The organism is Dokdonia sp. Asnod3-C12 (assembly GCF_045063975.1).
Lineage (GTDB): Bacteria > Bacteroidota > Bacteroidia > Flavobacteriales > Flavobacteriaceae > Dokdonia.
On the sequence record NZ_JBEFNY010000003.1, the window covers coordinates 736354 to 755828 of the forward strand.

The 19475-nt window shown below is 38.4% G+C and carries 19 protein-coding genes; 4 read left to right on the top strand and 15 right to left on the bottom strand.

What is annotated here, in order from left to right:
* Window positions 1-65: 65 nt before the first annotated feature.
* From ACJJVW_RS03385 to mraZ, 11 genes are all read right to left on the bottom strand, one after another.
* Window positions 66-755 carry a cell division protein FtsQ/DivIB gene (locus tag ACJJVW_RS03385; RefSeq protein ID WP_405250769.1) on the bottom strand — a complete coding sequence of 230 codons (690 nt, stop codon included), beginning with the start codon at window positions 753-755 and terminating at the stop codon, window positions 66-68.
* Window positions 756-771: 16 nt separating this feature from the next.
* Complete coding sequence (murC, locus tag ACJJVW_RS03390) at window positions 772-2124, bottom strand: UDP-N-acetylmuramate--L-alanine ligase (protein WP_405250770.1); 1353 nt, start codon at window positions 2122-2124, stop codon at window positions 772-774.
* A 54-nt stretch (window positions 2125-2178) separates the two neighbouring features.
* Window positions 2179-3267: an undecaprenyldiphospho-muramoylpentapeptide beta-N-acetylglucosaminyltransferase gene (gene murG, locus ACJJVW_RS03395; RefSeq protein ID WP_405250771.1), complete on the bottom strand. Its 1089-nt coding sequence runs from the start codon at window positions 3265-3267 to the stop codon at window positions 2179-2181.
* A complete protein-coding gene (locus ACJJVW_RS03400) occupies window positions 3254-4462 on the bottom strand; it encodes an FtsW/RodA/SpoVE family cell cycle protein (protein WP_405250772.1) in 1209 nt (402 codons plus the stop codon). Before ACJJVW_RS03400 ends, murG begins: the two co-directional genes overlap by 14 nt.
* Window positions 4463-4564: 102 nt before the next feature.
* Window positions 4565-5902: a UDP-N-acetylmuramoyl-L-alanine--D-glutamate ligase gene (gene murD / locus ACJJVW_RS03405; protein WP_405250773.1), complete on the bottom strand. Its 1338-nt coding sequence runs from the start codon at window positions 5900-5902 to the stop codon at window positions 4565-4567.
* 25 nt (window positions 5903-5927) lie between these two features.
* Entirely contained in the window at window positions 5928-7166 is a 1239-nt protein-coding gene (mraY, locus tag ACJJVW_RS03410; protein ID WP_339848182.1) for a phospho-N-acetylmuramoyl-pentapeptide-transferase, read from the bottom strand.
* Window positions 7166-8629, bottom strand: coding sequence for a UDP-N-acetylmuramoyl-L-alanyl-D-glutamate--2,6-diaminopimelate ligase (locus ACJJVW_RS03415; RefSeq protein ID WP_405250775.1), 1464 nt, complete (start codon window positions 8627-8629; stop codon window positions 7166-7168). The genes mraY and ACJJVW_RS03415 overlap by 1 nt, the downstream gene beginning before the upstream one ends.
* Window positions 8626-10617, bottom strand: a complete 1992-nt coding sequence (locus tag ACJJVW_RS03420) for a penicillin-binding protein (RefSeq protein ID WP_298328755.1) — start codon at window positions 10615-10617, stop codon at window positions 8626-8628. The genes ACJJVW_RS03415 and ACJJVW_RS03420 overlap by 4 nt, the downstream gene beginning before the upstream one ends.
* A gap of 4 nt (window positions 10618-10621) precedes the next feature.
* Window positions 10622-10942: an FtsL-like putative cell division protein gene (locus ACJJVW_RS03425; protein WP_405250776.1), complete on the bottom strand. Its 321-nt coding sequence runs from the start codon at window positions 10940-10942 to the stop codon at window positions 10622-10624.
* A gap of 8 nt (window positions 10943-10950) precedes the next feature.
* Entirely contained in the window at window positions 10951-11847 is an 897-nt protein-coding gene (gene rsmH / locus ACJJVW_RS03430; protein WP_405250777.1) for a 16S rRNA (cytosine(1402)-N(4))-methyltransferase RsmH, read from the bottom strand.
* Entirely contained in the window at window positions 11834-12304 is a 471-nt protein-coding gene (mraZ, locus tag ACJJVW_RS03435; protein ID WP_298328768.1) for a division/cell wall cluster transcriptional repressor MraZ, read from the bottom strand. Before mraZ ends, rsmH begins: the two co-directional genes overlap by 14 nt.
* A gap of 313 nt (window positions 12305-12617) precedes the next feature.
* On the opposite strand from mraZ, the gene ACJJVW_RS03440 reads away from it, so the two are divergent.
* Both ACJJVW_RS03440 and yihA read left to right on the top strand, forming a co-directional pair.
* Complete coding sequence (locus ACJJVW_RS03440; protein WP_108876845.1) at window positions 12618-13382, top strand: alpha/beta fold hydrolase; 765 nt, start codon at window positions 12618-12620, stop codon at window positions 13380-13382.
* Between the two features lie 131 nt (window positions 13383-13513).
* Window positions 13514-14125, top strand: coding sequence for a ribosome biogenesis GTP-binding protein YihA/YsxC (gene yihA, locus ACJJVW_RS03445; protein WP_013751371.1), 612 nt, complete (start codon window positions 13514-13516; stop codon window positions 14123-14125).
* A gap of 12 nt (window positions 14126-14137) precedes the next feature.
* Here yihA and ACJJVW_RS03450 read toward each other — a convergent pair whose 3' ends face one another.
* From ACJJVW_RS03450 to gldB, 3 genes are read right to left on the bottom strand one after another with little or no spacing between them, the layout of a single operon-like run.
* Entirely contained in the window at window positions 14138-14488 is a 351-nt protein-coding gene (locus tag ACJJVW_RS03450; RefSeq protein WP_405250778.1) for a GTPase, read from the bottom strand.
* A 19-nt stretch (window positions 14489-14507) separates the two neighbouring features.
* Entirely contained in the window at window positions 14508-14849 is a 342-nt protein-coding gene (gldC, locus tag ACJJVW_RS03455) for a gliding motility protein GldC (protein WP_013751369.1), read from the bottom strand.
* A gap of 3 nt (window positions 14850-14852) precedes the next feature.
* Entirely contained in the window at window positions 14853-15806 is a 954-nt protein-coding gene (gene gldB, locus ACJJVW_RS03460) for a gliding motility lipoprotein GldB (RefSeq protein ID WP_405250779.1), read from the bottom strand.
* A 112-nt stretch (window positions 15807-15918) separates the two neighbouring features.
* On the opposite strand from gldB, the gene nadE reads away from it, so the two are divergent.
* Both nadE and ACJJVW_RS03470 read left to right on the top strand, forming a co-directional pair.
* The gene (nadE, locus tag ACJJVW_RS03465; protein ID WP_013751367.1) at window positions 15919-16728 is read left to right on the top strand and encodes an NAD(+) synthase; all 810 of its coding nucleotides are present in this window, start codon (window positions 15919-15921) and stop codon (window positions 16726-16728) included.
* A gap of 124 nt (window positions 16729-16852) precedes the next feature.
* A complete protein-coding gene (locus tag ACJJVW_RS03470) occupies window positions 16853-17491 on the top strand; it encodes a response regulator transcription factor (protein WP_013751366.1) in 639 nt (212 codons plus the stop codon).
* On the opposite strand, the gene dnaG is transcribed toward ACJJVW_RS03470, so the two are convergent.
* Window positions 17488-19464, bottom strand: a complete 1977-nt coding sequence (gene dnaG, locus ACJJVW_RS03475; protein ID WP_339848194.1) for a DNA primase — start codon at window positions 19462-19464, stop codon at window positions 17488-17490. The two genes, ACJJVW_RS03470 and dnaG, sit on opposite strands and share 4 nt — an antisense overlap.
* Between the last annotated feature and the right edge of the window lie 11 nt (window positions 19465-19475).

Sequence of the window (19475 nt, forward strand, 5' to 3'; positions counted from 1 at the left end):
AATTTTGAGAGTTTACTCCCTCCCGATAGCTATCGGAATAAGCGAAAGCTTACTCAATCCCCGTTTTATTTTTTCTCACAAACTACTTGCCCGTCATACTTGAGCTCTATAGTTTTATACTTATCTAAACTTTTATCTTTAAGCGCTTTTTGATAAAAAGCCTTATAGTTACTAAATCTCTCTTCTAACGCTTCTACCTTGCCTAGTGATATAGTGAACCCTAGTTTTCTGGCCTTTAACGTATACTCTGCATTCTTACTTCGAGATATACCTATGATGTGCTTTGCAAGAAACTCATCCTTCCTTATAAAATTTACAAGCTTGTATACTTCGTTTAATTCTTTCTCGGTTGCTCCGGTCACAAGGGGTACGTGCGCGGAGTGATTTTGTGACAATGGCATCACCTCACCACTCTCATCAATATAAAAAGAAATAGCACCGCTAAGTCGCGCTATAGGCTTACGTTGCTCTATTGCAACACCTATATCACCACCCATCGTTACGTAAACATCTGCATTCTTGATAATTGGATGCGCCTTCACGCGCTTTTCCATCTCACTCAAAGCTATATTTTCTTTAGCCTTTCCTGCAAGCTTTTCGTTACTTACTATCAACAATTTATTAACGGTTTCACGCGTCACAAAAGGAGCACTTTCATCCTTAAATGAAACACTAACTTCAGCAACTGTGCGCGCCTCATTTCTTTGAATGGCAAACGCAAACAAAAACACCGTCAACAGCAGTAAAACCGACATCTTTATGTAAAACCAGTTAACCTTCACCACGCAGTTCTTTCGTTACTTTTAAAATCTCTACACCTATATCTCCAGCACCCATCATCACAACAATTTTGTGATTTGTATGTTTTACTAAATCAATAAGCTCATTTTTCTGTATGATTTGCTTTCGCGAAAGCGTCATTTCACTAAGCAATACCTCGCTAGTAACACCAGCAATAGGCTCTTCTCTTGCTGGGTAAATATCCAGCAGTGCTACTTCATCAAAATGAGAAAGCGCTACTGCAAAATCGTTCATAAAATCTTTTGTTCTACTAAATAAGTGTGGCTGAAAAATAGCTAGCACACTCTCCTCTGGATACATCTCTCTTACACTTTGATGTACCGCAGCAATTTCTGTAGGGTGATGCGCATAATCATCTATCAACACCATATCTTCTTTCTGAATACGGTATGTAAATCGGCGATTTACACCTGAATAACTCGCTAGTGCTTCTACCAATTTTTCTTTAGGACTGCCATACGATAGCGCCATCCCTAATGCAGCTACAGCATTAAAAAGATTATGTCTTCCTGGCAGGCTAAATTGTAAATTCTCTAAAACGCCACCTGGGTAATGCAAGTCAAAGACATAAGCGCTATTCTCTATGCGTACTCGCTGCGCAGTATAATCTGCATCCTCCTCAATACCAACCGTATTTCCAGCAAGTTGAAGTCCGTTTTTCACAAAACGCTTATCCTCTGGAGCTATTGCCCCAAATTCTTGAAACGTAGCGATAAGGTCTGCCTCATCTTCATAAATATCAAGGTGATCTGCATCCATAGAAGTCACACAGAGAATATCTGGTCTAAGCTGTAGGAACGAGCGATCAAACTCATCTGCCTCCACTACCACAACGTCACTTCCTTTTTGGATTAAATTACCATTATAATTATTTGTGATACCACCTATAAATGCAGTTACCGGAGCTCCGGATGCCGCAAGTAGATGACCTAAAATACTAGAAGTAGTCGTTTTACCATGCGTTCCTGCAACAGCAAGTGAGAACGTTTGATTTGCAATCATACCAAGCACCTCTGCTCGTTTTTTAAGCATAAATCCGCTTTCGCGAAAATATACTAGCTCTCCCATCATTTTAGGAATGGCAGGAGTAAACACTACTAGGGTATCTTCCTTACTACTAAAAGAATTATCAATCCCCTCTTTTTTATCTTCAAAATGAACCTTAATACCAGAGTCTTGCAAAGCTGCAGTAACATCTGAAGGTGTTTTATCATAACCCGCCACATTCTTGCCCTCCCTATGGAAGTACAATGCTAGTGCGCTCATACCTATCCCACCGATGCCGATGAAGTAAATGTTCTGTATGTCTTTTAAAGGTTTCATTTATCTATGCTACACACCATAGTTTAAAACTACGGTTGTTATGTTTTCAAATTATTATTTCAATAATTGCTCTACCTCATCCACAATGTCTGCTGTGGCATTTGGCAATGCAAGTGTTTTAATTTTTCTTCCTAGCTCAAAGCAAACTTTCTCATCGTTGAGTAGCCCCTTAAAAACAAGCTCAAATTTTTTGTCGAGGTCTTTTTCTGCTATTAAAATTGCAGCACCCGTCTTCTCGATAGCTTGCGCATTTTTAGTCTGGTGATCCTCGGCAACGTTTGGAGAAGGGATAAAAATGGTCGCCTTTCCTACAACACATAATTCTGATACAGATCCCGCTCCTGCTCTAGAGATAATAATATCTGCTGCTGCATAAGCCATATCCATCTGGTCGATGTATGCCATTACCTGAACACCATCTGCTTGATGATGTTTGTACTTATCATAATACAGTTTACCAGTTTGCCATAAAACCTGTACTCCTTTGCGTTTAAAAAATGGGAGTTGCTTCTCTATCAATTCATTTATAGCTCTTGCACCTAGACTTCCTCCTATGATTAATACCACCTTTGAACTATGAGACAAATCATATTTCGCGAAAGCGGTACTACGTTTACTTTCTATATCTAATAAATCTGCACGAACAGGATTTCCTGTCTTCACAATATGCTCTGATGGGAAAAAGCGCTGCATATCATCATATGCCACACATACTTTCCTCACAGACTTACCTAACAGTTTATTTGTAATACCTGCATAGCTATTTTGCTCTTGAATCACTGCCGGTATCCCTGCAATGGTAGCCATCTTAAGCAATGGCCCACTTGCAAAGCCGCCAGTACCTATTACGACGTCTGGCTTAAATTTCTTTATAATCTTGCGAGATTTCATCAAGCTACTAATGAGCTTAAACGGAAACATAAGATTATCTACCGTAAGCTTGCGCTGTATACCGGCTATCCACAATCCTTCTATTTCAAAACCTGCTTGCGGTACTTTTTCCATTTCCATGCGATCACTCGCTCCTACAAATAGAAATTGCGCGTCAGGATGACGGCGCTGGATTTCCTTTGCAATAGCAATAGCAGGATAGATATGACCTCCTGTTCCTCCTCCAGATAATATGACTTTATAATGCTTCACTAAGAATATCTAAAGGGTTTAACTCACTCTCTTCTTTTGGCACAACTGGCGCTCGCTTTGCACTTACACTAAGTACAATCCCTACAGCCAGACAGGTCATCCATATAGAAGTACCTCCACTACTAACTAGTGGTAATGTTTGACCAGTAACAGGAAATAACTCTACTGCAACTGCCATATTTATTAAAGCCTGAAAAACAATAGGTAATCCTACACCTACCACAACTAGCTTTGCAAAAACGGTCTCTGCTTTATGAGCAACTACCGTAATTCTAAATAAAAGCAACATGTATAAAAACAGTAAGAATCCTGCTCCCGCAAGACCAAACTCCTCTACAATTATTGCATATATAAAATCTGAAGATGATTGTGGTAAGAAGTTTTTCTGAACACTTTTTCCTGGACCTAGACCAATTACTCCGCCTGAGGCTATGGCAATTTTTGCTTTTTCGATTTGGTAATCTGCATCTGCGTCTACTTCGTTATTTGCAAAATTTTCTACACGGCTTATCCACGTGTCTACACGGTTAGGAAATACGCCTGGAAAAGCTTTTGCTAATAACACAAAGAATAAAAGCGCAACAACGCCAGTTGCAATAACAATACCTAAATATTTTAATGGATAGCCTCCCAGAAATACTAGAGCAACCACCATTGCTGCAATAATCGCAGTAGTAGAAAAGTTTGCTGGAAGTATTAGTGCAAGAACAGCAGCCACTGGCAACCATAACGGCACAATAGTTTCCTTAAACGTAACCACGGTATCTTTAATTTTTGCTAGGTACCTCGCTACATAAACCATTAAGACAACACCTGCAAATGTGGAAGTCTGAAAACCAACACCCAGAATAGGAATTTTAATCCATCGACTTGCATTTGCTCCACCCATGGTGGTTCCCTGAGCGAGTGTAACTATGAGCAATATGATCACAACTGGAAGCGCAATAAAGGAGAGACCCTTAAAGTAATGATGCGGTATTTTATGAACCCCATATAACATTGCAAATCCTAATACTAAGTGCATGCCATGCTTGATAAGAAACCTCACCGTATTTCCGTCACCTTTAATATATGCTAGGTTACTTGCAGCGCTGTACACAGGTAAAAAAGAAAACAACGCAAGAAGGGCAACAATAGCCCATATAGTCTTGTCACCTTGTAATCCTGCAAATATGTTTTTAAATGTGGTACTCAACGCTTAGTAATTATTTGTTATTCGGTTTCTTAAGCTTATAAATTCTGATAAGCTGATTGCCTTACACGGGGGAATGAAGTACAATCAGCTTTCAAATCAGAATTAAAGGTTACGTACAGCCTCCTTAAACTGGCGGCCGCGATCTTCATAATTATCAAATAAGTCAAAACTTGCACAAGCAGGAGAAAGCAACACGTTATCTCCACGCTCAGAAACTTTATAAGCTATTTTCACAGCCTCTGTCATAGATGGTGTCTCTACAATAATATCTACCATGTTACCGAAATGACTCATCAATTTTGCATTATCAACACCTAAACAGATAATGGCTTTTACCTTCTCGTTCACAAGTGGATATAAATCACGGTAATCATTACCCTTATCTACGCCACCTACAATCCAAACAGTAGGCTCGCTCATACTATCCAAAGCATAAAATGTTGCGTTTACATTAGTAGCTTTACTGTCATTAATGTATTGTACATTATTAATCTTAAGCACCTGCTCTAATCTATGCTCAACTCCTTGAAAACCTTCTAGACTCTCACGTATAGTAGCCTTACGGATATTTAATAGATTTGCTACAGTTGAGGCAGCCATTGCATTTTTCTTATTGTGTTGCCCTTTTAAAGCGAGGTTATTTGTAGCCATGTTAAAGGTGTTATTATCGAGTTGTACTGTTAGGTTATTATCTTTTATAAATGCGCCATTTTCAAATTCTTTATCAAGTGAAAAAGGCAATAATTTTGATTTGACTGGATGTTTTTTGAGCCAGTCTACACTCACAGGGTCATCTGCATCGTAGATGAGATAATCTGTTTCTTTTTGGTTCATTGCTATTCTAAATTTTGAAGCAATGTAATTTTCAAACTTATAATCGTATCGGTCTAAATGATCTGGCGTCACATTTAATACCACTGCAATATGTGGTGCAAAATCTGCGATTCCATCTAGCTGAAAACTGCTTATTTCTAGCACATACGTATCAATCTCCTTCTGCGCCACCATCTTTGCATAGCTGTCACCTATATTACCTGCAACACCTAGATTTATTCCCGCTTGCTTTAGAATAAATCCAGTAAGCATTGTTGTTGTAGTCTTACCATTACTTCCAGTAATACCAACAATTGTAGCGTCTGTATATTGAGTAGCAAATTCTATCTCAGAGATTACAAGCACTCCTTTTTCTAACAGCTTTTGCACAATAGGTGCTTTGCCTGGTATCCCAGGACTCTTCATTACTATATCTGCATTGAGAATAAGTGCTTCTGTATGCCCTTCTTCTTCCCAAGCAAAATCTTCGGCAATGAGTATATCTTTATAGTGATCTTTAATTTTTCCAAAATCAGATAAGAATACATCATACCCTTTGGCCTTACCTAAAATGGCAGTTCCTACGCCAGACTCACCGGCTCCTAATATGACTAATCGTTTCTTCATTTTTTATGCTTTCGCGAAAGCGTGATTATCTAATTTTTAATGTTATAATAGAAAGCACTGCCAGTAAAATCCCTACAATCCAAAATCTAGAAACAATTTTACTCTCGTGGATACCTTTCTTTTGATAATGGTGATGTAATGGAGACATCAAAAAGATGCGCCTACCTTCACCAAATTTCTTCTTTGTGTATTTAAAATATCCCACCTGCAACACCACCGAAAGATTCTCCATTAAGAAAATTCCGCATAGTATTGGGATGAGCCATTCTTTTCTAGTTGCAATAGCAAGCACAGCAATAATTCCTCCTATAGTAAGACTACCTGTGTCTCCCATAAAAACTTGTGCTGGATAAGCATTGTACCATAAGAACCCAATAAGTGCTCCTACAAAGGCAGCAATAAATATGAGCATCTCACCAGTACCTGGGATATACATCACATTGAGGTAATCACTAAAAATGATGTTACCAGATATAAATGCAAAAATTCCGAGAGTAAGTACAATAATCGCGCTTGTTCCTGCCGCCAGGCCGTCAATACCATCAGTGAGGTTTGCACCATTAGAAACCGCCGTGATTATAAATATTACAATAGGTATAAATATGATCCACGCATATCCTTTCCAATCTTCGTTAATGCTTGTGAGGATTGTTTCATAATTAAGCTCGTTATCCTTGACAAATGGTATGGTAGTTTTTAAACTTTTATGCGCTTCATCAAATTTCGCATCTCCTCTTACAGTAGTAATTTCTACTTTTTCTGTACCAGCAGTTTGCTTGATTTCTTCACGGATGGTGATATCACTATGAAAGAACATCGTTGCTCCCACGATGATTCCTAATCCTACCTGACCTATTACCTTGTACTTACCAGCAAGTCCGTCCTTATTTTTTTGCATTTTCTTCTTATAATCATCTAAGAAGCCTATGATGCCCATCCATACTGTTGTAACGATAAGAAGGAGGATATATATGTTTTGCAAGTCACCCAATAGCAATACAGGGATCAACGTAGCACCTATAATAATAAGACCTCCCATAGTAGGAGTACCTGCTTTCTCTGCCTGACCTTCCAGACCTAAATCGCGTATTTGCTCTCCCATTTGCTTGCGCTGCAAGAGCTTAATAATGCGCTCTCCATAAATAGTAGAAAGTCCTAACGATATTAATACAGCAAGCGCAGCACGAAACGTACTGAACTGAAACAACCCTGCTCCAGGCAAGTTATAAGCTTCGTCTAACCATTGAAAAAGATGATACAGCATTACTTATTAAGTTGTTTAAGGGTTTCTTGTACTATTTTATAATCGTCAAAATCAAATCGCTCTCCCATTATCTCTTGGTAAGTCTCATGACCTTTACCTGCGATTAGAATTATATCTCCTGGATTTGCTAGTTGGCAAGCTGTTTTTATAGCTTGCTTTCTGTCTGTGATAGATAAAATCTTTTTGTAATTGATAGGCTCAACACCTGCTTCTACTTGCTCGATAATTGCTTCTGGCTTTTCTGAGCGCGGATTATCACTTGTGATAATTGTCTTTGTACTCAGCGCACTTGCAATATGCCCCATTTTAGGCCGCTTTGTAGTATCTCTATCTCCACCAGCTCCTACCACTGTAATGAGCTCCTCATTTTTAGTGCGGATATCATTTATGGTCTCTAGCACATTTTTAAGTGCATCTGGGGTGTGTGCATAATCTACAATTGCTGTCACATTCCCTTCAGAAATAAAATACTGAAATCGACCTGATACGCTTTCTAACTCACTTAGGAGCTTAAGCGCCTCTATTTGATCAAGCCCCAAAAGCTCTGCAGTTGCAAAAATTGCTAGTAAATTATAAGCATTAAATGACCCTATAAGCTTTACCCAAACTTCTTGATCTTGAATTTTAAGTAATAATCCAGACAATTGGTTTTCTAAAATCTGCGCTTTATAATCTGCATATGACTTTAAGGCGTAGGTTACTTTCTTTGCCTTAGTATTTTGAACCATTACCGCCCCATTCTTGTCATCTGTGTTTACAAGTGCAAAAGCAGTTTTAGGTAACTCATCAAAAAATTTCTTTTTTACGTCCCTATATTCTGCAAAGGTGTCGTGGTAATCTAGATGATCGTGAGATAGGTTTGTAAATATTCCTCCCTCAAAACGCAAGCCTTCTGTTCGCTTTTGATGAATCCCATGTGAACTCACCTCCATAAAACAATACTCTACGCCTGCCTCAGACATCTCTGCCAGATATTTGTTTATTGTTAAACTATCTGGAGTAGTATGCGTCGCTTTATACTCAGTCTTATCTACTAAAATCTTCACCGTAGAAAGCAATCCTGTTTTATAACCTGCTTTTTGAAACAGTTGGTATAACAAACTAGCGATAGTCGTCTTACCATTAGTTCCCGTAATACCAATGAGCTTTAAGTTAGCCGAAGGATTTCCATAAAAATTAGAAGCTATTGTAGCCAGCGCACTAGAAGTATCTGCAACCTTAACGTATGTTATTCCGTTTACGATTTGCTCTGGAAGTTCCTCACAAATAATCGCTAGTGCACCTTGATTTACAGCTTTTGCTATGTAATCATGACCATTACTTTGCGTACCACGCACTGCAACAAACACGTCATTAAGTGACACTTTGCGCGAGTCAAAATGAACATTAGTAATTGCCACGGCAGTATTACCCACCACAGTTTCTAGCGTTACTTTATATAATATGTCTTTAAGTAGTATCAAGATAATTGTAGCGTGATCGTTTTATTCTTCTCTAATTTATCACCAGCTTTTATAGACTGACTTTTTACTTTTCCGCTTCCGCGAAAATTTACTTTTAAACCCAGGTTTTCTAGTAATGCAATTGCATCCATCCCAGGCATTCCTTTTACATTAGGCATCTTGCTATGTGCTTTATTCACATTTGCATAATACTTCTGATAATCTCCCTCAATAACCTTTGAATTACCTGTAGGCAACTTCACCTCATCAATTACTGGAGTGTCTGTATAAATCTTTTGGGCAATCTCTTTAAATACGGGTGCAGCAACAATATTTCCGTAAAATCCGAGAGACTTTTTAGGTTTGTTTACCACTACAATACAAGAATACTTAGGCTCATCTGCTGGAAAATAACCCGCAAATGATGAAATATATCTCCCTGCTTCTATCCAATACTCCGTCTGGCAAGTACCCGTCTTTCCAGCCATTGAAAACTCTTCGCTATAAATATTTCTCGCTGTCCCACGCTCTACAGTTTTTTTCATCATCTCCTTTACTACGTTAATAGTAGCCTGAGAAGCGATACGAGAATTGATTACTTCTTTATCAAAAGTCTCAATGGTTTGATCCCATTCCTTTACCTCTTTAATAAAGCGAGGCTTTACCATCTCCCCATTATTTGCTATCGCATTATAGAAAGTGAGTGTCTGTAATGGCGTTAACTCTATTCCGTAACCAAAAGCCATCCATGGAAGTGTGGTTCCATACCAGTTTTTATCGCCTGGGTAAGGAAAGTTCGGCTTTCCTTCTCCTTTAATTTCAAGTCCTAATTGATCGTTAAGGCCCATATTAAAAAGTCGTTTTACAAACTTTTCTGGCTCTGACGCGTAGTTATCGTTTATCATTTTGGCGAAAGCCGTATTACTACTCAGCTCAAAAGCCTTTGCTGCTGTTATCTTACCATAACCTCCACGCTTAGAATCTATCGCGGTGCGATCATAAAATTTTACACGACCATTTTCTGTGTCAAAAACTGTACTTGAGTCTATTACTTTATCCTCAAGTGCTGCTACCATCGACATCAACTTAAATGTAGAACCTGGCTCGTGCGCCTCGCCTACTGCATAGTTAAGACGCTCATAGTATTTACCTTCAGGAGTTCTACCTAGATTTGAAATTGCTTTAATCTCACCAGTTTTTGTCTCCATAACGACCACGCATCCGTGGTCTGCTTGATATTTTTGCAGACTTGCTAATAATGCATTGTGCGCTACATCTTGAATATTTACATCTATGGTTGAGATTACATCATAACCATCTCGTGGCTCGATTACATTACCTACACCAAGAGGCTTCCATTCTCCTTTTGCAATCTTTTGCTTAAGACGACGTCCTTCCTTACCGCGTAAGTAATATCCATATGCTCCCTCAAGACCTACGCGTGTGTAGTAGCCACTATCATCCTGACGCTCATACCCTACAGTACGCTCTGCCATTTTCTCAAGCGGATGCTCACGCTCTGTATGCTCCTCGATAATAATTCCACCTCTGAATTGGCCTTTATTAAATAATGGTAGAGACTTAATCTTCACATACTCTGCGTAGCCCAGTTTTCTAGCAATAAATAAGTAGCGGTTTTTTGTATTACGTGCTTTACGTAGTCTATTCTCATAATAAGATTGAGGCTTCCCTAAAACACCAGAAAGACCCTTAGAAAGACCAACTATATTCTCGTTGAAATTTTCCTTAGATGGCGCTACTGCGTCCCATCGTATATCGTACTTGATTTGTGAAGTAGCAAGAAGACTCCCATCTTCTGCATAAAGATTACCACGAGTAGCTGGGATGGTCACCATCTTCTCTGTGCTAGTAGTTGCAAGCTCACGATACTTAGCACCCTGAAACACCTGAATCGCAATAAGCTTGTATGCAATTATGATCGCTAGGAGGAACATACATCCAGCGACGAAATAAAGGCGGTTTAATATGTGCTTCTCTGTGGTTGCCACGTTATTAATCTGTTTCTTTTGTTGTTACTTTTATCTTTTTTGGCGGCACACTAGAAGGTTTAATTCCTCTTGATTCTAGCGCTCTTGCCACACTACTATTTGTTTTTAACTTCCAGAGATTTACTCGGCTGTCTACCGCTTCGCTTCTCAGCTCGGCTACTTCTTCTTTTAACCTTGCAATCTCATAGACCTTCTCATCTGCTCTGTGCGAACTAGCAATCATGATTAATGCTAGTACAGAAATAAAGATGATCATCCTCCAGTTTTTAAAGGCATCCTCGTCTACTAGAAATTTACCCTTGAGTATATTATTAAACTTGCTCACTGTGTCCCTTAAAGTTTTTCAGCGATTCTCAACTTTGCACTACGTGCTCTGTTGTTTAATTTTATCTCTTTATTGTCTGGAATAATAAGCTTCCCTACTTTCTTAAAAGGAACTTCAAAATTTCCATACATATCTTTCTCCGGCTCACCTTCAAACATCCCACTTCTTATATACCTCTTCACGAGACGATCTTCAAGCGAGTGATAGCTTATCAAGCTTATTCTCCCACCTGCATCAAGCAGTTGCTCTGTTTGCATTAAAAACTCCTTAAGCACTTCAATCTCTTGATTTACTTCAATGCGAATTGCCTGATAAATCTGAGCGAGTATTTTATGTTCTCTATGCTTAGGCAAAAATGGAGCTAACACTTTTTTGAGATGCTCACTTGTTTTTATAAACTGACTATTGCGCTCTTGCACAATAGTGCTAGCAAGCTTAGGCGCATTACGAAGTTCTCCGTACTGCCAGAACACCTGCCTTAAATCTTCCTCCTCATAATCATTGATCACGTTATAAGCAGATAAAGCGTCTTTTTGATTCATTCTCATATCGAGATCACTCTCAAAACGAGTAGAAAAACCACGCTCTGCAACATCAAATTGATGCGAACTCACCCCAAAATCACCAAGAATTCCATCTACTTTTTTTACACCATGAAAACGCATAAATCGCTTGATGTATCTAAAGTTTTCTGGAATAAGCGTGAATCGCTCATCCTCAATAATATTCTCTTGAGCATCTACATCTTGATCAAAACCATAAAGTTTGCCCTCAGGACCTAGCCTACTCAAAATCTCACGTGAATGACCACCACCACCAAAGGTGACATCTACATAGACGCCATCTGGCTTGATATTGAGACCATCTACGGTCTCTTTTAATAATACTGGGTTATGATAATCCATCTGGTATATCGCTATCTCCCATCACTTCCTCAGCAAGATCTGCAAAATCTACTGCTGCCTCATCAATGGCTTTTTCGTATAAATCCTTATCCCAAATCTCCAGAATATTGAAAGCAGCATTTACCACAATCGACTTCTCAAGTTTTGCAAAATTTCCTAAATCTTTCGACACTAAAACTCTTCCTGTCCCATCAACTTCTACTGGCTTAACACCTGCATTGAAACGACGTATAAACTCATCATTCTTCTTATTAAAACGATTAAGCTTATTCACCTTTGCACTTAGCGTGTTCCACTCTGCAATAGGATATAACTCAAGGCACTTTTGAAACACAGCGCGCTTAAGCACAAAACCATCCTGAAGGATAGGAGCCAGCTGCTTTTTAAACGCTTGAGGCAACATGAGTCGGCCCTTAGCGTCTATTTTACATTCGTATGTTCCAATGAGGTTAATCACTCGAGAAAGGTTAGTTTTTATGTATTAACTCAAATATAGCGCAAATATTACCACTTTTTACCACATTCTACCACTTTGTTGATAAGTTGTACCACCTTCCTCCACTTGTTAACAATATGTTGATGAGTAGAATTTTTTATTTTTTTCTATTTTGAGCTTAATTTTCTTTTTTTGCTTTCGCGAAAGCGCACCAAAACAACTTGTTATAACCTTAAAAATGCTCAGTATCATGCATTAAGACCATTGTAAAAAAAGAGCAACTAATCAAAACCGAAATAACTATATTTGCTTGTACCGATTACTAACCACTTTTATGAAACACGACTTAATTACCGAAGGGAAATTTACTTATCTCGAAAAAGGCGAAGGGACACCAATTATCATTCTACATGGTTTAATGGGAGGCTTGAGTAATTTTGATGCAGTGACTTCTCATTTCTCGGAAAATGGGTATAAAGTGGTAATTCCTGAACTTCCAGTATACACGATGCCTCTTATCAAAACAGGGGTAAAATCGTTTGCAAAGTATCTTGATGAGTTTATTGAAATGAAAGGCTATGAAGAAGTAATTCTTCTAGGTAATTCTATGGGTGGTCATGTGGGACTGTATCACACAAAAATGTCTCCAGAAAAAGTAAAGGCTCTTGTAATCACAGGCAGCTCTGGACTTTATGAAAGTGCAATGGGAGAAAGCTACCCTAAGCGTGGAGATTATGAATACATCAAAAAGAAAGCACAAGGGGTATTTTACAATCCAGAGTGTGCTACTAAGGAAATAGTAGACGAAGTATATGATACAGTAAACGATCGCAACAAATTACTTAAGACGCTTGCTATAGCAAAAAGCGCAATACGTCATAACATGGCACAAGACCTTCCAGACATGAATACACCTACTTGTATTATCTGGGGACGTCAAGATGGTGTTACACCACCGGAGGTTGCAGAAGATTTTAATAAACTACTTCCAGACTCAGATCTGTTTTGGATAGAGGAATGTGGTCATGCAGCTATGATGGAAAAACCAACAGAGTTTAACGACATCTTGTTGAAGTGGCTTAAACAAAGAGAGTTTTAAAAAGCCTCAATTCGGTATCTACATACAGCTATTACATAAATTCACTAAAAGCGCTAGGTCTTTATTAGTGCTTTGAGCATATAATGTGCTTCATATTCTTTATTAAACGATTACATTACTATTTTTGCGATATGAAAATCAAGTCTGCCTCTTTTGTAGTAAGTAACTCCGAAGTCACAAAGTGTCCTAACACTCGCATCCCAGAATACGCCTTTATAGGCCGTTCTAATGTAGGAAAGTCTTCGCTTATTAATATGCTTACTAACCGTAAGAGTCTGGCAAAAACATCTGGGAGACCTGGTAAGACACAGCTTATTAATCACTTCTTGATTAACGAAAACTGGCACCTCGTAGATTTACCTGGTTACGGATATGCTCGTGTATCTAAGAAAGATAAAAAATACTTCCAAAAATTCATTACAGATTACTTTGAGCAACGCGAGCAAATGATCTCTGCCTTTGTGCTTGTAGATTGTCGTCACGAGCCTCAAAAAATAGACATGGAATTTATGGAATATTTAGGCGAAAAAGAGATTCCATTCTCTATCATTTTTACCAAAGCAGATAAGCTACGTCCACAAGCACTAGAACGTAATATAGAAGTCTACAAGAAAATTATGCTTGATGGCGTATGGTGGGAATTTCCTAAATACTTCGTGAGCAGCGCATCTCATGGTGATGGTCAAGATGAAATTTTAGGCTACATAGAAGACCTCAACGAAAACCTAAAGCCGGGCTACTAATAACTAGGTCAACTAATAGGATTCTATAATTTTATTGACTTGCTCAATAAGTTCTTGAGAAGATGCAATACCAGCAAATGCATCTGCACTTATTACAACTTCCAGACCAGCTTCTGTAACCGCTAGCACCAAGGGAAACTCATACTTAGGCAACCACTTTGACTTATAAGCTTTTAAAAACTCATCCTTGTGAAGAAATTCTAATGGAGTATGTACGCTTTCGCGAAAGCGTAACCATTCCTCCTTTTCCTTAAACACTCCATGAGTAATCTCACAGAGTGCACATTGATAAGTTTGTGGACGCACCACTTTATGAGCTGCGTCTAAAATGGCGTTTATTGCGCCAGAGTTTGCGTTGTACACAAACAATAGTTTGTGAAGCTTACTTTTTATCTTCAAGGTCAAGGTGTTCTGCAAAATAATCTGCAAAATCTTTCATAGTATCTGCCATTTTCTCATCATTTGTAGCACGACGAAAAGACTCTGTCATACCCACAAGCACTTGATGGAAAAATTGCTGCATTTCATCTACAGGCATATCTTTTGTCCATAAATCAATACGTACAGTTTCCTTTTGATTAGGATCCCATAAAGAAAGAAGCATTGCTTTTGCTTCCTCGTTTGCTACTCCACCATCACGTGCAGTCCAAGCCATACTCTCTGGAACACGATTCTCATCAAGTTCGATTGCTATTTTAATTTCAGATTTTTCTTTCTTAGCCATTCCTTAGGGTTTGTATTTTGCGTTTGCAAAGATAATAGTTGCATCTTGATTCAATAAGACTTTAAGCGACACATCGTTGTTATCCATATATGATTTTACAATCTCATGACCTATATATCTCCCCACTCGACCAGGTGTCTCATTGTCAAAGGAAAGATAGAATTTTGAGAAAGGCGCTGGATTAATAAAACGACTTAAAAGCTTTCTATCTGTACTATATAATAGTTCGTTTTTCACAAAGAACTCCCACATATTTTTTTCATTTTCTTGTGCAAACAGTAACTCCTCAGGTGTATAACCTAATATTTCATGTGCAGGTGTCTCACTAAGCAATAGCTGCATGAGGTATAGTTTTTTACCTTCATGTATGATCTCAGAAAGGAAATCCTTTTGACGTAATCTATTAGCTTTAGTTTTTGCAAATGCAGCTGCTATATCAACTGGCATCTGCTCTTTTCTAAAATTCTTGCTTTGAAATTTTGGAATACCTACATAAAAATGATGGTCTGCACCTAAGTACGTATCTAATCCTATTAACAAGAGGCTGTCTGCAAGTACCACTTTATTTCTATAATCTACCTCTGTCGTTAAGGTTACAATCTTAGGAACTGTAGTTTCTGGGAAGTAATACTTAATATGACGAAAAAGATCTTCTATAGAAGCTTTTTCACTCTCAAAATCCGGAAATACTTTTGCAATCTCCTCGTTAATTTCTAGCTGTATAGTATCTGTAAAACGTTGTGCCCAGTACTCATCAGGAAATTTTTTTGAAAACAAATACGGAAACTCTGCTTTTAGTGGCGCTAGATCTTCCTTTGAAGCAGCTGCAAACAGTTGATCAAATCTTCTCACCTTCATATCTACAGACATTGCTTTGATTTCTGGTGGAGTCTTTGTGTCTTCTGTACAACTAGTAAGGCATACCAGCAATGACAGAATTATAAGTATTTTATTCATAGAGTTTGTATCTTTATATTCAAGAAAAGCGAGTCCTTTTCTTAAAGTGTATATTTCATACATTTAAGGATACAAAAGTACCAATTTAAAGCACTTCAAAACAGAGCAACCTATGCAAACCGATAAAGTAGTAGACCACATTGTAAACTGGCTTAAAGAATATGCAACAAACGCCCGAATGACTGGCTTTGTAATAGGTATAAGTGGCGGTATTGATAGTGCACTTACCTCAACACTTTGTGCAAAAACTGGACTACGTGTTCTCTGTGTAGAAATGCCTATACATCAAGATGAGCGCCAGGTAACTCGTGCTAAGGAGCATATCAACCAGCTCAAAAAGCGTTTTGCAAATGTCTCGAGCTTAGAGGTTAATCTTACAGAAACCTTTGAACAATTGAAAAGCGCAGTCCCAACCGCAGAAGACAGCGAGCAGCTCAATCTAAGCCTAGCAAACACAAGAGCTAGACTTCGTATGAGTACCTTATATTATTTTGCGGGTCTTCATAAATACCTCGTTGCTGGTACAGGTAATAAAGTAGAAGACTTTGGCGTAGGATTTTACACAAAGTATGGTGATGGCGGCGTTGACCTCAGCCCTATTGCAGACCTTATGAAATCTGAAGTTTTTGAACTTGCAGCAGCAGTTGGCGTTCCAGAAAGTATACAGAACGCAGCTCCAACCGATGGCTTATGGGGAGATGATCGTACGGATGAAGATCAAATCGGCGCAACTTATGACCAACTTGAATGGGCAATGCATCAAGATGAGTTACTTAAGAGTGGTGATAATAACAAAACTGTTGAAGCTTTCACTACAGAACAACGACGAGTTTTTGATCTTTATAAGAAATTAAACACTGCCAATTTGCACAAAATGAACCCTATACCGGTCTGCAATATCCCCGTTAACCTAAAAAAGTAGGTATTTGAACGAATAAATCATCAAAAAGGTTAAAACTATAAACAATTGAGCGTACTTTGCAGTGCAAACAAACAAGTACTACCCCTCAATCACTTGTTTCATTACTTGTTAAACAAAATAACTAATGAACAAAGTTTTAATAGCAGACCACCACCCAATAACGCGTAAAGGAATTACTTCCATACTTCTCGCGGAAGGGAACTATGAAGTTATAGGACATGTTAACGATGGTAATGACCTTCTTAACACCCTGACTACAACAGAGATTGACATCCTCATTCTCGAGATAGACATCCCCAACCTCAATAGTATTACTGCACTAAAGGCTATAAAAAGAGAATTTCCTCACATCAAGATATTAGTATTGAGCTGTCATCCAGAAGAGATGTACGCTTTAAGCGCTATAAAATATGGTGCTTCTGGTTATGTAGCAAAGACCGCTTCTATACAGCGCGTGCTTAATGCCATAAACCAAGTACAGCGAGGAGGAATCTATCTTAATGAAGCCCTTAGCCAGAGACTCGTAAGTGATGGTAACGCAACACAAGGACTAGCATTTAAGTACAAAAAACTCTCTAGTAGAGAGATAGAAGTATTAAACTTATTATCTAATGGAAAGCGCAATAAGGAAATTGCAGCAGAGCTAGACATTAATGAGAAGACAGTAAGTACTTATAAAATGAGACTCCTTAAAAAACTAGAAGCACAAAACGTTGCAGAGCTTATAAAGCACGCAAGATTATTACAGAGCAGTCACGTTTAGACAGATAGTACTCGCCCTAGTTTATTACCTAGCAATGTATTGAGAGATTGATAATCGAGAATATCTTTTATAATTTCTTTATTGTCTGTACTATCCTTGGTTTGATTCATCAACTCTTTTATCTTTTCTGTAATAAGATATTTTCTGAGACTCAATACTGTTTCGGTAACAAACTGCCCCACAGAAGTATCTTTCTTACGCACATAAACCTCTCGTGTATCCCAGCGGTGAAGCTCATACTTCTCATCATTGAGAATAATATTAGATATCTCACTAGCTTCCTCTGGAGCTAGCTCGTTGATAAAGTTCTGAACCTGGAAATTATTATCCAAATGCATTTGTGCCACTATTTTACCATAGAGCACCTTGAAGAGGTCATTTGTAAATTCCACCTCATCATCTTGAAGATCAAGATAGATCTTCTCAAAAACTCTCGCCTTATGAATGATAGGCTCTAGCTCAAGACTACCATCCTCATTTTCTTTAAGAACAAGATCTTCAAAATCCTCCTCTACCTGGCCATATAAAAGTAAAGACTCTATAAGCTTACGCTCAAGTTCATATAGCACATTAACCTTCTCAACAGCATTAGGCATCTCATCTGGCACCACAGACATGTATTCTGGTGGTGGTGATTGATTACCTCGATCTTGTTTTACAGTTTCCTTTTTATCTTTTTTAAGTATTTGAGCAAGCGTATTATAAAGAACTGTTTCAGAAACCTCCATGATACGCGCACACTCTTGCACATATATTTCTTGCTTTATGGCATCAGGTATTTTTGAAATACTCTCCACCATATCACGCACAGTATCTGCCTTTTTAATAGGATCACCAGCTGCCTCTTTTACAAGAAGATTTGCTTTGTACTGTATAAAGTCTTTTGCATTTTCATCAAAGAAAGCGACGATTTCTTCTTTACTATGCTTTCGCGAAAAAGAATCTGGATCCTCACCCTCTGGAAAAGAACACACCTTTACGTTCATTCCCTGCTCAAGAATCAAATCGATTCCTCTTAGTGCAGCTCGCTGTCCTGCGGCATCACCGTCAAAGAGAACCGTAATATTTTTTGTCAAACGATTTACTAATCGTATTTGCTCTGGCGTAAGCGCTGTCCCAGAAGAAGAAACCACATTCTCTATTCCAGACTGTACCATCTGGATTACATCTGTATAGCCTTCTACTAGGTAACAGTTATCTTCCTTTGCTATAGATTGCTTTGCATAATAGATACCATAAAGCACTTTACTCTTATGGTAAATATCACTCTCTGGCGAGTTGAGATACTTTGCAGCTTTCTTACTACTATCTAGTATTCTACCCCCAAAACCAAGTACACGACCACTCATAGAGTGTATAGGGAACATTACTCGACCCTTAAATCGGTCAAATTGTTTCTCCTCCTTCACAATGGATAGTCCTGTCTTTTCTAGGTAATCTAGTTTGTATCCTTGACGTATTGCCTCACTTGTAAAAGCATCCCATTGATCAGGATTATAACCTAACTCAAATTTTTCAATAGTCGCCGCAGTAAACCCACGCTCTTTAAAATATGAAAGACCTATTGCCTTTCCTCGCTCAGAGTTGAGCATTGTTTTATGGAAGTAATCACGAGCATACTCACTCACGAGATACATACTCTCACGCTCATTTGCAGCCTCCTTTTGCTCATCTGTACGCTCCGTCTCCTCTATCTCAATATTGTACTTTTTGGCAAGGTACTTTATGGCTTCAGGATAGCTAAAATGCTCGTGTTCCATTAAGAATGAAACAGCAGATCCTCCTTTACCTGTTGAGAAATCTTTCCAAATTTGCTTCACAGGACTCACCATAAAACTAGGCGTACGCTCGTCAGAAAATGGAGAGAGCCCTTTAAAGTTTGACCCCGACTTTTTAAGAACTACAAAATCGCCTATCACCTCCTCTACACGAGCAGTTTCAAAAACTTTATCTATGGTTTCTTTGGATATCAAGGCAGTACAGA

What these genes read in the sequence shown, in the direction of transcription:
- ACJJVW_RS03385 (WP_405250769.1), bottom strand. Translation starts at nt 755, where the DNA reads ATGTCGGTTTTACTGCTGTTGACGGTGTTTTTGTTTGCGTTTGCCATT.
- murC (WP_405250770.1), bottom strand. Translation starts at nt 2,124, where the DNA reads ATGAAACCTTTAAAAGACATACAGAACATTTACTTCATCGGCATCGGT.
- murD (WP_405250773.1), bottom strand. Translation starts at nt 5,902, where the DNA reads ATGAAGAAACGATTAGTCATATTAGGAGCCGGTGAGTCTGGCGTAGGA.
- mraY (WP_339848182.1), bottom strand. Translation starts at nt 7,166, where the DNA reads ATGCTGTATCATCTTTTTCAATGGTTAGACGAAGCTTATAACTTGCCT.
- rsmH (WP_405250777.1), bottom strand. Translation starts at nt 11,847, where the DNA reads ATGGATTATCATAACCCAGTATTATTAAAAGAGACCGTAGATGGTCTC.
- ACJJVW_RS03440 (WP_108876845.1), top strand. Translation starts at nt 12,618, where the DNA reads ATGAAACACGACTTAATTACCGAAGGGAAATTTACTTATCTCGAAAAA.
- yihA (WP_013751371.1), top strand. Translation starts at nt 13,514, where the DNA reads ATGAAAATCAAGTCTGCCTCTTTTGTAGTAAGTAACTCCGAAGTCACA.
- gldC (WP_013751369.1), bottom strand. Translation starts at nt 14,849, where the DNA reads ATGGCTAAGAAAGAAAAATCTGAAATTAAAATAGCAATCGAACTTGAT.
- gldB (WP_405250779.1), bottom strand. Translation starts at nt 15,806, where the DNA reads ATGAATAAAATACTTATAATTCTGTCATTGCTGGTATGCCTTACTAGT.
- nadE (WP_013751367.1), top strand. Translation starts at nt 15,919, where the DNA reads ATGCAAACCGATAAAGTAGTAGACCACATTGTAAACTGGCTTAAAGAA.
- ACJJVW_RS03470 (WP_013751366.1), top strand. Translation starts at nt 16,853, where the DNA reads ATGAACAAAGTTTTAATAGCAGACCACCACCCAATAACGCGTAAAGGA.